This window comes from Burkholderia sp. LS-044 (genome assembly GCF_004803625.1).
GTDB classification, from domain to species: Bacteria; Pseudomonadota; Gammaproteobacteria; order Burkholderiales; family Burkholderiaceae; genus Burkholderia; species Burkholderia cepacia.
Genome location: NZ_SSWO01000007.1, coordinates 287,991 through 301,479 on the forward strand (window position 1 = coordinate 287,991; position 13,489 = coordinate 301,479).

10 protein-coding genes are annotated in these 13,489 nt (G+C 66.4%); all 10 read left to right on the forward strand.

What is annotated here, in order from left to right; genetic code table 11:
- The first annotated feature begins 4 nt into the window (after positions 1-4).
- Positions 5-1,063: a sulfate ABC transporter ATP-binding protein gene (locus E9536_RS20595; RefSeq protein ID WP_027787478.1), complete on the forward strand. Its 1,059-nt coding sequence runs from the start codon at positions 5-7 to the stop codon at positions 1,061-1,063.
- A 75-nt stretch (positions 1,064-1,138) separates the two neighbouring features.
- The gene (locus tag E9536_RS20600) at positions 1,139-2,065 is read left to right on the forward strand and encodes a CysB family HTH-type transcriptional regulator (protein WP_006484201.1); all 927 of its coding nucleotides are present in this window, start codon (positions 1,139-1,141) and stop codon (positions 2,063-2,065) included.
- A gap of 500 nt (positions 2,066-2,565) precedes the next feature.
- On the forward strand, positions 2,566-2,952 hold the full coding sequence (locus tag E9536_RS20605) for a DUF805 domain-containing protein (protein ID WP_049098223.1): 387 nt from the start codon (positions 2,566-2,568) through the stop codon (positions 2,950-2,952).
- A 277-nt stretch (positions 2,953-3,229) separates the two neighbouring features.
- Positions 3,230-4,180 carry a sugar ABC transporter substrate-binding protein gene (locus E9536_RS20610; protein WP_027787477.1) on the forward strand — a complete coding sequence of 317 codons (951 nt, stop codon included), beginning with the start codon at positions 3,230-3,232 and terminating at the stop codon, positions 4,178-4,180.
- 145 nt (positions 4,181-4,325) lie between these two features.
- Complete coding sequence (locus E9536_RS20615; protein WP_136470516.1) at positions 4,326-5,939, forward strand: sugar ABC transporter ATP-binding protein; 1,614 nt, start codon at positions 4,326-4,328, stop codon at positions 5,937-5,939.
- Positions 5,936-6,955: an ABC transporter permease gene (locus E9536_RS20620; RefSeq protein WP_027787475.1), complete on the forward strand. Its 1,020-nt coding sequence runs from the start codon at positions 5,936-5,938 to the stop codon at positions 6,953-6,955. The genes E9536_RS20615 and E9536_RS20620 overlap by 4 nt, the downstream gene beginning before the upstream one ends.
- Before the next feature lie 35 nt (positions 6,956-6,990).
- The gene (locus E9536_RS20625; protein ID WP_027787474.1) at positions 6,991-8,022 is read left to right on the forward strand and encodes a LacI family DNA-binding transcriptional regulator; all 1,032 of its coding nucleotides are present in this window, start codon (positions 6,991-6,993) and stop codon (positions 8,020-8,022) included.
- Entirely contained in the window at positions 8,019-8,948 is a 930-nt protein-coding gene (gene rbsK, locus E9536_RS20630; protein ID WP_021157020.1) for a ribokinase, read from the forward strand. Before E9536_RS20625 ends, rbsK begins: the two co-directional genes overlap by 4 nt.
- A gap of 278 nt (positions 8,949-9,226) precedes the next feature.
- A complete protein-coding gene (locus tag E9536_RS20635; protein ID WP_136470517.1) occupies positions 9,227-10,990 on the forward strand; it encodes a methyl-accepting chemotaxis protein in 1,764 nt (587 codons plus the stop codon).
- Positions 10,991-11,540: 550 nt separating this feature from the next.
- Positions 11,541-13,463 (forward strand): PrkA family serine protein kinase, encoded by a 1,923-nt coding sequence (locus E9536_RS20645; RefSeq protein WP_021163181.1) that lies wholly within the window; start codon positions 11,541-11,543, stop codon positions 13,461-13,463.
- The last annotated feature ends 26 nt before the right edge of the window (positions 13,464-13,489 follow it).

A 13,489-nucleotide genomic window follows, 5' to 3' on the forward strand; every position in this document is an offset into this window, starting at 1 on the left:
CAGAATGGGTATCACCGTCCGTAACCTTCAGAAGCGCTTCGGCGATTTCACGGCGCTCGACAACGTGTCGCTCGACTTCCCGCCCGGCGAACTGGTCGCGCTGCTCGGGCCGTCCGGCTGCGGCAAGACCACGCTGCTGCGCGTGATCGCGGGCCTCGAGCACGCGGACGCCGGCCAGGTCGTGCTGCAGGGGCTCGACGTCGCGTCGGTCGGCGCGCGCGATCGGCAGGTCGGGTTCGTGTTCCAGCACTACGCGCTGTTCCGCCACATGACCGTGTTCGAGAACGTCGCGTTCGGGCTGCGCGTGAAGCCGCGCCGCGAGCGGCCGTCGGAAAGCGCGATCCGCGACAAGGTGCACGAGCTGCTGAAGCTCGTGCAGCTCGACTGGCTCGCGCAGCGTTATCCGTCGGAGCTGTCGGGCGGCCAGCGCCAGCGCATCGCGCTCGCCCGCGCGCTCGCGGTCGAGCCGAAGGTGCTGCTGCTCGACGAGCCGTTCGGCGCGCTTGACGCGAAGGTCCGCAAGGAACTGCGCGGCTGGCTGCGCCGTCTGCACGACGACCTGCACATCTCGACGATCTTCGTTACGCACGACCAGGAGGAGGCGCTGGAAGTCGCGGACCGCATCGTCGTGCTGAACCGCGGCCACGTCGAGCAGGTCGGCAGCCCGCAGGACGTCTACGATCATCCGCAGAGCGCGTTCGTCTACGAGTTCCTCGGCGCGGCCAACCGGCTGCCGGGCACGGTCGCCGGGCGCGGCTTCGTGGCCGAGGGCGCGGCTGCGCCGATCGAGGTCGATGCCGATTTCGCGGGTCCTGCGAACGCGTATGTGCGGCCGCACGACCTGCAACTCTGGCCGGCGGGCGAAGGGCACCGTGACGGCATCGCGGTGGACGTGCGCCGTGTGATCCCGCTCGGCGGTTCGGTGCGCGTGGAGCTCGAGGCGCGCGCAGGCGGCGCGCTCGAGGCGGAACTCGATCGCGACGCATGGCGTGCGCTGTCGCTGCAGGTCGGCGACGGTGCGACGGCCGTGCCGCGCGCGGTGCGTGTGTTTCCCGCGCGTTGACGCCGGAATGCAGGGCAGGGGGCGGAGCGCGCTCCGATCAGACAATCAAACAACGACAGCCTAAGAGGCATACCCATGAATTTTCAGCAATTGCGGTTCGTGCGCGAAGCGGTGCGCCAGAACATGAACCTGACGGAAGTCGCGAACGTGCTGTACACGTCGCAGTCCGGCGTGTCCAAGCAGATCAAGGATCTCGAGGATGAGCTGGGCGTCGATATCTTCATCCGGCGCGGCAAGCGGCTGACGGGGCTCACGGAGCCCGGCAAGGCCGTGCACCAGCTGATCGAGCGGATGCTGCTCGATGCCGAGAACCTGCGCCGCGTCGCGCGCCAGTTCGCCGACCAGGACAGCGGCCACCTCGTCGTCGCGACGACGCACACGCAGGCGCGCTACGCGCTGCCGAAGGTTATCCGGCAGTTTACCGACGTGTTCCCGAAGGTCCATCTCGCGCTGCGCCAGGGCAGCCCGCAGCAGATCGCGCAGATGATCCTGAACGGCGAGGCCGATCTCGGCATTTCGACCGAAGCGCTCGACCGCTATCCGGACATCGTCACGTTCCCGTGCTATTCGTGGCACCACACGGTCGTCGTGCCGAAGGGCCATCCGCTCGTCGGTCGCGAGAACCTGACGCTCGAGGAAATCGCCGAGTACCCGATCATCACGTACGACCAGGACTTCACGGGCCGCTCGCACATCGATCAGGCATTCACGCAGGCGGGTGCCGTGCCCGACGTCGTGCTGACCGCGATCGACGCCGACGTGATCAAGACCTATGTCGAGCTCGGGATGGGGATCGGCGTCGTCGCGGCGATGGCCTACGATCCGCAGCGCGACACGGGGCTCGTCGCGCTCGATACGCAGCACCTGTTCGAGGCGAGCACGACGCGGGTCGGCCTGCGCAAGGGCGCATTCCTGCGTGCGTATGCGTACCGGCTGATCGAGATGTTCGCGCCGCACCTGAACGAAGCGGAAATCGCGGGGCTGTTGCGCGAAGCCGTTTGACGACAGTACGTCCTGCGCCGTCCGCGCGACCACCGCGGATGGCGCGACGTCCTGTCATGCATCAGGCGGCGGCAGGCGATCTGCCGCCGCCTGGTTGTTCGACCCAGACTCACCGAATCACCGGCCGCAATCGCGGTTTCCCGCCGATTCATCCCCGCACCCGGCGCACGACATGCGCTCGGCTGCCAGCGAGAAATCAAGACGGCACGTTCGAGCGCCTCGCATCGGGCCTTGCCATCCTGCATACCGGCCGCCCCGTTTCTCCTTGTCTGTGATTCAATGCGCGTGAATACCGGCTGACGGGTGTTGCCGCGACTCTCCGGCACCATCCCGACCGGCCGGCCCGCTTCAACGACACCCTGCGCGACGCCGGAACGAAGCGCGGGGCACATGGCCGACAGCCCGTTCGCATTCGCAACACAACGCACGCGGATTGCCCGTTCGGACACATTCGGCAACATGGCGCACAGCACGCAACACGCGTGACGACGAGGTAAACAATGAACCTGAAATGGTTTCTCTTTTCCTTCGAAGGCCGGATCGGACGCCTGCCGTGGTGGATCTACGCACTGGTTTCCGCGTTGCTCAGCGTGTTTTTCGATGCGGATTCGCACCGCTCGCCGGATGACGATCTGCCGCTGCTGGCGATGCTGGTGCTCATCGTGGTCGCCGTCGTCGCGGCGTGGTCGTCGATTGCGGTCGGTGTGAAGCGGCTGCACGACATCGACAAGTCGGGATGGTGGATGCTGTTGGTGTTCGTGCCGATCGTCGGCGCGCTCGCGTTGTTCGTGATGAACGGCTTCATCGCCGGCACGCCGCATGCGAACCGATTCGGCGAGCCGCCGTCAGCCGATGAAGACGAGCCGGCGCCGCGGGATCCGGCGTGACACGCGCTCCGAATAAACCCTTAAATATTGATCAGACAGGTTGCGCGCCGACGCGAATCGGTACAGCATAGCCTTCACTCCGCCGGCTTCCCGCCGGCGGCGGCGCGTAAACAACAGCACGCGTCAGGCAGTCGGCCGTCTGCCTCGCTTCCATTCCGTGGTACCGACAGCAGCATCGATGGCCATTGCCCGGGTAGTGTGGCGCAAACGTTTGCTCACATTAAAACAACAGTCAAACAATAGTCCGGCCCTTGGGGCCGGTCGCCAGGAGATGTGTATGAATGTCCTCTTTCGCCGTCGCTTCCTGACCGCCGCGCTCGCCGCCGTCGCGGTTGCCGCCGCACCGGCCGTCCATGCGCAATCATCGGCCAAGCCGAAGGTCGCGCTCGTGATGAAGTCGCTCGCCAACGAGTTCTTCCTGACGATGGAAACGGGCGCGAAGGAATACCAGAAGCACAACGCGAACCAGTTCGACCTGATCACCAACGGCATCAAGGACGAGACCGACACCGCGAACCAGATCCGCATCGTCGAGCAGATGATCGTGTCGAAGGTCGACGCGATCGTGCTCGCGCCGGCCGATTCGAAGGCGCTCGTGCCGGTCGTGAAGAAGGCGGTCGACGCCGGCATCATCGTCGTGAACATCGACAACCGGCTCGATCCCGACGTGCTGAAATCGAAGAACCTGAACGTACCGTTCGTCGGCCCGGACAACCGCAAGGGCGCGCGCAAGATCGGCGATTACCTCGCGAAGCGGCTGAAGGCGGGCGACCAGGTCGGCATCGTCGAAGGCGTGTCGACGACGACCAATGCGCAGCAGCGCACGGCCGGCTTCGAGGATGCGATGAAGGCGGGCGGGATGAAGGTCGTATCGGTGCAGTCCGGTGAATGGGAGATCGACAAGGGCAATGCGGTCGCGGCCGCGATGCTCAACGAATACCCGAACCTGAAGGCGCTGCTGTGCGGCAACGACAACATGGCGATCGGCGCCGTGTCGGCCGTGCGCGCGGCCGGCAAGCAGGGCAAGGTGTTCGTGGTCGGCTACGACAACATCAACGCGATCAAGCCGATGCTGAAGGACGGCCGCGTGCTCGCGACGGCCGATCAGTACGCGGCGAAGCAGGCCGTGTTCGGCATCGACACGGCGCTCAAGGCGATCTCCGAGCATCGCAAGCAGGCCGACATGTCGGGCGTGGTCGAGACGCCGGTGGATCTCGTGACGAAGTGACGCAACCCCGATACAGCCGCCGCCCTCAAGAATCGGGCGCGGCGGCCGTTATCAGGGGTGAGCGCGATCACGGCCACTGCATGCACATGCACTTGTGAGCGTCATACCCGCGCGCCGCGTGCGCGCGGCCGCAATCAGGATCGCGATGGACCCGACTTCCCAACCCTCCCGCGCAGCCTCTCCCGTGCTGTCCGTATCCGGCATCGGCAAGACCTATGCCGAACCCGTGCTCGCCGAGGTCACGCTGACGCTCGAGGCGGGCAACGCGCTTGCGTTGACGGGCGAGAACGGCGCCGGCAAGAGCACGCTGTCGAAGATCATCGGCGGGCTCGTCGAGCCGACCGCCGGCACGATGCAGCTTGGCGGCCAGCCCTATGCGCCGGCGAGCCGGACGCAGGCCGAGGCGCTCGGCGTGCGCATGGTGATGCAGGAGCTGAACCTGCTGCCGACCCTGACGGTCGCCGAAAACCTGTTCCTGAACCGCCTGCCGCGGCGCTTCGGGATCATCGATCGTGCGCGGTTGCGCGACGACGCGCGGGCCGCGATGGCCCAGGTCGGGCTTGACACGGTCGATCCCGATACGCCGGTGGGCGCGCTCGGCATCGGCCATCAGCAGATGGTCGAGATCGCGCGCAACCTGATCGGCGACTGCCGCGTGCTGATTCTCGACGAACCGACCGCGATGCTGACCGCGCGTGAAGTCGAGCTGCTGTTCGAGCAGATCGACCGGCTGAAGGCACGCGGGGTCGCGATCATCTACATCTCGCACCGGCTCGAGGAACTCGCGCGTGTCGCCGAGCGGGTCGCGGTACTGCGCGACGGCCGGCTCGTCCATGCGGGCGACATGGCGGCGACGACGTCCGACGGGCTCGTCACGCTGATGGTCGGGCGCGAGATCGGCGAGCACATCGATCTCGGCGAGCGCCGTATCGGCGCACCGCGGCTCGTCGTGTCGGGCCTCGCCCGCGGGACGGCGGTGCGCGACGTGTCGCTCGAGGTGCGCGCGGGCGAGATCTTCGGCATCTCGGGGCTGATCGGCGCGGGACGTACCGAACTGCTGCGGCTGATCTACGGCGCGGATGCGCCGGATGCGGGAACGATCGCGATCGGCCAGCCGCCGAAGCCGGTGCGGATCGGCTCGCCCGTCGAGGCGGTGAAGCACGGCATCGCGCTGATCACCGAGGATCGCAAGGGCGAAGGGTTGCTGCTCACGCAGTCGATCACCGCGAACGTGTCGCTTGGCCAGCTCGACCGGCTGGCGCGCGGCGGCATCGTCGACAGCGCGCGTGAAACGGCGCTCGCCGAGCAGCAGATCGACGCGCTGCGAATCCGCACGCACGGTGCGGCGCAGGCGGTCGGCGAGCTGTCGGGCGGTAATCAGCAGAAGGTCGTGATCGGCCGCTGGCTCGCGCGCGACATGGGCGTGCTGCTGTTCGACGAGCCGACGCGCGGGATCGACGTCGGCGCGAAGTTCGAGATCTACACTTTGATGGGCGCGCTCGCGCGCGAAGGCCGCGCGCTCGTCGTCGTGTCGAGCGACCTGCGTGAGCTGATGCTGATCTGCGACCGGATCGGCGTGATGTCGGCCGGGCGCATGACCGCCGTGTTCGAGCGCGGCAACTGGACCCAGGATGCACTGCTGGCCGCGGCGTTCGCCGGCTTCGGCCGCGAGACGCCGCCGGACGGCGCACGGCATCCGGACGCGGGGCAGGCGCAAGGCGCCGCTCCGGGCACTTCGACGACAGGACGACAGCAATGACCCAGCCTCCCGTATCCCCGACCGACGCAGGCGCGCAGCAGGACGTGACGGGGCGCCGCGCGCGCACGCTGTCCGGCACGCGGCTCGGCCTGTCGAACTATCTCGGGCTCGCCGGCGCGCTTGCCGCGATGATCGTGCTGTTTTCGACGCTGAGCTCGCATTTCCTGACCTACGATACGTTCAGCACGATCGCGAACCAGATTCCCGATCTCGTCGTGATGTCGGTCGGGATGACCTTCGTGCTGATCATCGCCGGGATCGACCTGTCGGTCGGCTCGGTGCTCGCGCTCGCCGCGTCGATGGTCAGCGTCGCCGCGCTGAAATGGCAGTGGGGGCCGCTGCCGGCCGCGCTGATCGGCATCGCGGTCGCGACCGTCACGGGCGCGCTGACGGGCGCGGTCACGGTCGGCTGGCGGATCCCGTCGTTCATCGTGTCGCTCGGCGTGCTGGAGGCCGCACGTGGCCTCGCGTACCAGCTGACGAATTCGCGCACCGCCTATATCGGCGACGCGTTCGATTTCCTGTCGAACCCGATCGCGCTCGGCATCTCGCCGGCGTTCCTGATCGCGGTCGCGGTGATGATCGCGGCCCAGTTCGTGCTGACGCGCACCGTGTTCGGACGCTATCTCGTCGGGATCGGCACGAACGAAGAAGCCGTCCGACTTGCCGGGGTTAACCCGAGGCCGTATAAAATTCTCGTATTCGCGCTGATGGGCGCGCTCGCGGGGCTCGCGTCGCTGTTCCAGATTTCGCGGCTCGAGGCGGCCGACCCGAACGCGGGCGTCGGCCTCGAACTGCAGGTGATCGCGGCCGTCGTGATCGGCGGCACGAGCCTGATGGGCGGGCGCGGCTCGGTGATCAGCACGTTCTTCGGCGTGTTGATCATCTCCGTGCTCGCCGCGGGGCTGGCGCAGATCGGCGCGAACGAGCCGACGAAACGGATCATCACCGGCGCGGTGATCGTGGTGGCGGTCGTGCTCGATACGTATCGCAGCCGGCGCACGCGCGTGCGGTAGAAAGACAGACAGAACAGACCAGAGAGAAACGGGAAATGGCGACGATCAAGGATGTGGCAGCCATGGCGGGCGTGTCGTTTACGACCGTCTCGCACGTGGTGAACAACTCGCGGCCGGTGTCTGCGGATGTGCGTGCGAAGGTCGAGGGTGCAATCCGCGAGCTGAATTACGTGCCGTCGGCCGTGGCGCGCTCGCTGAAGGCGCGTGCGACGGCGACCATCGGCCTCGTCGTGCCGAACAGCACGAATCCGTATTTCGCGGAACTTGCACGCGGCATCGAGGATCAGTGCGCGGCCAATGGCTATTGCGTGTTCTTCTGCAACTCGGACGACGATCCCGTGAAGCAGCGCAACTACCTGCGCGTGCTGCAGGAAAAGCGCATCGACGGGCTGATCGTCGCGTCGGCGGGCGAGGATGCGGTGCTCGCGCAGACGCTTGCGGACATCCATGCGCCGCTCGTCGTCGTCGATCGCAACATCGAGGGGCTCGCGGCCGACCTCGTGCAGATCGACCACGAGCGCGGCGCGTACCTGGCGACGCGCCACCTGCTCGAGCTCGGGCACGCGAAGATCGGCTGCATCACGGGGCCGACCGACACGGCGGTCAGCGCGATGCGCGTGCACGGTTTCATCCGCGCGATGGCCGAGCGCGGTGTCGACATCGTGCCGGGCGCGATCGCGGAAAGCGACTTTTCGTGCCTCGGCGGTTATCACGCGGCGTCGCGGCTGTTCGAATCGGTGCGGCCGAGCGCGATCTTCGCGGGCAACGACCTGATGGGCGTCGGCGCGCTGCGTGCGGCGGCCGAGCGCGGCATGCGCGTGCCCGACGACTGTTCGATCATCGGATTCGACGACATCGAATTCTCCCGCTACACCTATCCGGCGCTGTCGACGGTCGGCCAGTCGGTGCGCGCGCTCGGCGAAATGGCGGCGCAGACCCTGATCGAGCGGATCGGCGGCGGCTCGTCGGCCGTGCCGAGCCGCCGTCGCGTCGTGTCGCCGCGTCTCGTACTGCGTGAATCGACGGCGATCTACCGCGAGCCGCCGGCTTCCGGCGGTCGCGCATGACGGCGCCCGCAGCGGGCGCCGGCCGCGTAACGGTGGTCGGCAGCCTCAACATGGATCTCGTCGTGCGGGCGCCGCGCCTGCCGCTGCCCGGCGAAACGCTCGCCGGTCATGCGTTCGCGCAGGCGGCGGGCGGCAAGGGCGGCAACCAGGCCGTCGCTGCCGCGCGGCTCGGCGCGCAGGTCGCGATGATCGGCTGCGTCGGCGCGGATGCGCATGGCGCGGCACTGCGTGCGGGCCTCGAAGCCGAGGGGATCGACTGCGCGGGGCTCGCGACGAGCGCGTCGGCGTCGACCGGCGTCGCGCTGATCGTCGTCGACGATGCGAGCCAGAACGCGATCGTGATCGTCGCGGGCGGCAATGGCGAGGTCACGACCGATACGGTCGCGCGGCACGAGGCCGCGCTGGCGTCGGCCGACGTCGTGATCTGCCAGCTCGAGACGCCGCCGGATGCGGTGTTCGCGGCGCTGTCGGCCGGACGTCGGCTCGGCCGCACGGTGGTGCTCAATCCGGCCCCGGCCGTCGCACCGCTGCCGGACGGCTGGCTGCCGCTCGTCGATTACCTGATCCCGAACGAGGTCGAGGCGGCCGCGTTGACCGCGCTGCCGGTGCGCGACCCGGCGGAGGCGGAAGCCGCCGCCCGCGCGCTGCAGGCTGGCGGCGCGCGCAACGTGCTGGTCACGCTGGGCGCGCGCGGCGTGCTTGCGCTGACGGCCGACGGCGCCGCGCGGCATTATCCGGCGCCGGCCGTGCAGGCCGTCGACACGACGGCGGCCGGCGACACCTTCATCGGCGGCTTTTCCGCGCGGCTCGCGGCCGGGGCGGACGTCGACACCGCGATCCGCTTCGCGCAACGCGCGGCGGCACTGTCGGTCACGCGGGCGGGCGCGCAACCGTCGATTCCCACGCTTGCCGAACTGGCCGGATAGGGCCTGATCACGCATCGCAGCCGGTTCGTCGCAAACGACGGCCGGCCGCGTATCCGCGATGCGCGCCGGCGACGGAGGGCCTTCCATCGATGTGTACGCTAGTACACGGCGATGCACGTATTTTCGTTCAGCTATTTGTAATAAACAGACGAATAATTCGAAAAAATAGCGGAAACGCCATCAAGTTGTGCGATGCATGGTCGTAAATGCATCAGGTGAAGCAATGCTTCGAAGCGACGGGTCCGTCCCGTCCATCACGACGCAACACAGGAAGGATGATGGCGTTCAAAAACCTGACGATTCGTGCGCGCATCGGTTTCACGATGGCGTTTCTGGCGGTGCTCCTCGGTGTGATCGGTGGGCTCGGCGTGTATGGAATGACGCGCGCGAACGGCACGACGCGCGAGATCTTCAAGAATCAGATGCCAAGCGCGGTCGATGTCTCGCTTGCCGAGATCTATTCGGCGCGCGAACGCCTGGCCCTCGACCGGGCGGCGCTCCTGGCCGGCACGCCCGATGCGGCGGCTGCCATCGAGCGAAGCCGCGGGATGCGCGCGCAGTCGGACACCTGGTGGCAAAAGTATCTCGCGTTGCCGCGCGGCCCGGAGGAGGATCGCATCGCACAGGACGTCGCCGCGAAGCGGCAGGCGTTGCAGCACGAGTGCGACGCGTTCGCGAGCGTGCTCGGGGCGAATCAGGTCGACCGCATCGGCGACGGCGCAAAGCAGCTCCAGGCGCGCTACACCGACCTCTCGACGGCGAGCGAGGCGTTGCGCAACTACCAGTTCAGTGACGCGCAAGCCAACTTCGATCATGCGGAATCGGTGTACGAGACGCTGCGTGTGCTGGCGATCGTCGCGCTGGCGGCCGGCTTCGCCGCCGCGGTGGTGTCGTGGCTGACGCTGAGCCGCGCGATCGGCCGCCCGATTGCCGACGCGCTCGCGCATTTCGACGCGATTGCCGCCGGCGACCTGCGCCGGCCGATCGTCGTGGACCGGCGTGACGAGATGGGCCAGCTTCTCGAGGGCCTCGGCAAGATGCAGCGCGGGCTCGTCGAGACGGTGCGCACCGTGCGCGGCGGCAGCGAGTCGATCGCGACCGCGGCGCGCCAGATTGCGGCCGGCAACATCGACCTGTCGTCGCGCACCGAGGAGCAGGCCGCGGCGCTGCAGGAAACCGCGTCGAGCATGGAGCAGCTGACCGGCACCGTGAAGCAGAACGCAGACAATGCACGCCAGGCGAGTTCGCTGGCCGCGAATGCGTCGGAGATTGCAAACAAGGGCAATACGGTCGTCGGCCAGGTGGTCGGCACGATGGGCGAGATCAACGACAGCTCGGCGAAGATCGCGGACATCATCGCGATCATCGAGGGAATCGCGTTCCAGACCAACATTCTTGCGCTGAATGCAGCGGTGGAAGCCGCGCGGGCCGGCGAGGAAGGCCGCGGTTTCGCGGTCGTCGCGGGCGAGGTGCGCAGCCTGGCCCAGCGTTCGTCGGCCGCGGCCAAGGAGATCAAGGTGCTGATCGACGCGTCGGTGGAGCGCATCCGGTCGGGTTCCACGCTGGTTGACGAGGCAGGGCGCACGATGAGCGACGTGATCGGCGCGGTGCAGCGCGTGACGGACATCATGGGCGAGATTGCGGCGGCATCCGAGGAGCAGAGCGGCGGGATCGACCAGGTGGCGCGCGCGGTCGCGCAGATGGACGAGGTCACGCAGCAGAATGCGGCGCTCGTCGAGGAAGCCGCGGCCGCCGCGCAGTCGCTCGACGAACAGGCCGGGCGCCTGCGTGAAACGGCAGCGGTATTCCAGCTCGCCGACGACACGTCGCGGCCGGGTGCCGCGGCACCGGTTGCGGTGCGTCACGCGCCGCGTGCGCCTTCCGCGGCGGTTGCCGCGCCTGTCGCTGCTGCGCGCGACGATCGCGATGCCCCGCCGAAACGCGCGGCTGCGGCGGCACCGGTGCGCAAGCCCGTCGCGGCCGCCGCTCCGCCCGCGCAGGCGGCCGCTACCGGTGGCGCGGACGACTGGGAAACCTTCTGATTCGCGCGTGCCGCGCATCTATCCCCATTTGGTAGCGAACGACGCCCGCAACATGCGGGCGTCGTCGTTTCTGCGGTGGAGAAATGTGACAGACGACGTACATGAACGACGATCGTGCAGGGTTGCGTGCATCGAACGCTCTGCATCGACGGAGGTGCGCACAGGTGCGAGTGAAGTTCCCGCATCCGTCGTACGGGTATCTCCGTAAGGGCGCTGCGAAAAAAATTTGTAACGGCGCGCGCAACGTGTCGTCGCAAACGGCTGCTCGAACGTATAGGGATGAAGGGGGAAGTGACGACGTCGGATGTGTCCAACGCACAAGACGTTCCGTTGTTCGACGAGACGCGACGGATGCAGTTTCTGCGGCTCGGGAGATCGATTGTAAAACGACGAAATGCGTTGTCCAAGCGGTGTTGTCGAGAATGACGAACTTCATACGAAGAGTTCGTGAAAAAAAATAAGAAAGGGTTTAGGATGAATTCGAACGCGCTTGCTTCTGCGCAGTCGTACGAAGGCAGGCACGTCTTCAGACTCAGGCGAGGGAGGTAGCATGGATATTTACAGCAGCTTCGCGAACCGCTTCGAAAAAACGCGAGAGGAAGAGCTCTCGCTGGAGGAGTATCTCGCGCTCTGCAAGAACGATCCATCCGCGTACGCGACGGCTGGTGAACGCATGCTGGCAGCAATCGGGGAACCTGAACACATCGATACCCGCAACGATCCGCGCCTGTCGCGGATCTTCGCGAACAAGGTCATCAAGGTCTATCCCGCGTTCCGTGAGTTCTACGGAATGGAGGAAGTGATCGAGCAGGTGGTCGCATATTTCCGTCACGCTGCGCAAGGGCTCGAAGAGAAGAAGCAGATCCTCTATCTGCTTGGCCCGGTGGGCGGCGGCAAGTCGTCGATCGCCGAGCGTCTGAAGCAACTGATGGAGCGCGTGCCGTTCTATTCGCTGAAGGGTTCGCCCGTCAACGAATCGCCGCTCGGGCTGTTCGACTACGACGAAGACGGCCCGATCCTCGAGGAACAGTACGGCATTCCGCGCCGCTACCTGAAAAACATCCTGAGTCCGTGGGCCGTCAAGCGCCTGCACGAATACAACGGCGACATCCGCCAGTTCCGCGTGGTGCGTCGCTATCCGTCGATCCTGCGGCAGATCGGGATCGCGAAGACGGAGCCCGGTGACGAGAACAACCAGGACATCTCGTCGCTGGTCGGCAAAGTCGATATCCGCAAGCTCGAACAGTACGCGCAGGACGACGCCGACGCGTACAGCTACTCCGGTGGCCTGTGCCTCGCGAACCAGGGCCTGCTCGAGTTCGTCGAAATGTTCAAGGCGCCGATCAAGGTGTTGCACCCGCTGCTCACCGCCACGCAGGAAGGCAACTTCAAGGGCACCGAGGGCTTCGGCGCGATTCCGTTCGACGGGATCATCCTCGCGCACTCGAACGAGTCGGAATGGAAGGCGTTCCGCAACAACCGCAACAACGAGGCACTGCTCGACCGGATCTTCGTCGTGAAGGTGCCGTACTGCCTGCGCGTATCGGAAGAGACCAAGATCTACGAGAAGCTGATCCGCAACTCGTCGCTGGCCGAGGCCGTCTGCGCACCGGGCACGCTGAAGATGATGTCGCAGTTCTCGGTGCTGTCGCGCCTGCACGAGCCGGAGAATTCGAGCCTGTTCTCGAAGATGCAGGTGTACGACGGCGAAAACCTCAAGGATACCGATCCAAAGGCGAAGTCGTACCAGGAATACCGCGACTACGCGGGCGTGGACGAAGGGATGACGGGCGTGTCGACACGCTTCGCGTTCAAGATCCTGTCGCGCGTGTTCAACTTCGATTCGAGCGAGGTCGCGGCCAACCCCGTGCACCTGATGTACGTGCTCGAGCAGCAGATCGAGCGCGAACAGTTCCCGCCGGAAACCGAGCAGAAGTATCTGTCCTTCGTGAAGGACGTACTGGCGTCGCGCTACGCGGATTTCATCGGCAAGGAGATCCAGACGGCCTACCTCGAGTCGTATTCGGAGTACGGCCAGAACATCTTCGACCGCTACGTCACGTATGCGGACTTCTGGATCCAGGACCAGGAGTTCCGCGATCACGATACGGGCGAGAGCTTCGACCGCGCCGCGCTCAACGCGGAGCTGGAGAAGATCGAGAAGCCGGCCGGCATCAGTAATCCGAAGGATTACCGCAACGAGATCGTGAACTTCGTGTTGCGTGCACGGGCGGCGAACGCCGGCAAGAACCCCGTGTGGACGAGCTACGAGAAGTTGCGCGTCGTGATCGAGAAGAAGATGTTCTCGAATACCGAGGAACTGTTGCCGGTGATTTCGTTCAACGCGAAGGGTTCGGCGGAGGAGCAGCGCAAGCATGAGGACTTTGTGAACCGGATGGTCGCGAAGGGCTATACGCCGAAGCAGGTGAGGCTGCTTTGCGACTGGTACCTGCGCGTGCGCAAGTCATCATGACGCGCGCGGTACTGCGCCCGTACGGC

Bases quoted from the DNA above. Each gene is read 5' to 3' on its own strand.
- E9536_RS20620 (WP_027787475.1), top strand. From the start codon at position 5,936: ATGACCCAGCCTCCCGTATCCCCGACCGACGCAGGCGCGCAGCAGGAC.
- E9536_RS20625 (WP_027787474.1), top strand. From the start codon at position 6,991: ATGGCGACGATCAAGGATGTGGCAGCCATGGCGGGCGTGTCGTTTACG.
- E9536_RS20635 (WP_136470517.1), top strand. From the start codon at position 9,227: ATGGCGTTCAAAAACCTGACGATTCGTGCGCGCATCGGTTTCACGATG.
- rbsK (WP_021157020.1), top strand. From the start codon at position 8,019: ATGACGGCGCCCGCAGCGGGCGCCGGCCGCGTAACGGTGGTCGGCAGC.
- E9536_RS20615 (WP_136470516.1), top strand. From the start codon at position 4,326: ATGGACCCGACTTCCCAACCCTCCCGCGCAGCCTCTCCCGTGCTGTCC.
- E9536_RS20645 (WP_021163181.1), top strand. From the start codon at position 11,541: ATGGATATTTACAGCAGCTTCGCGAACCGCTTCGAAAAAACGCGAGAG.
- E9536_RS20600 (WP_006484201.1), top strand. From the start codon at position 1,139: ATGAATTTTCAGCAATTGCGGTTCGTGCGCGAAGCGGTGCGCCAGAAC.
- E9536_RS20610 (WP_027787477.1), top strand. From the start codon at position 3,230: ATGAATGTCCTCTTTCGCCGTCGCTTCCTGACCGCCGCGCTCGCCGCC.
- E9536_RS20595 (WP_027787478.1), top strand. From the start codon at position 5: ATGGGTATCACCGTCCGTAACCTTCAGAAGCGCTTCGGCGATTTCACG.
- E9536_RS20605 (WP_049098223.1), top strand. From the start codon at position 2,566: ATGAACCTGAAATGGTTTCTCTTTTCCTTCGAAGGCCGGATCGGACGC.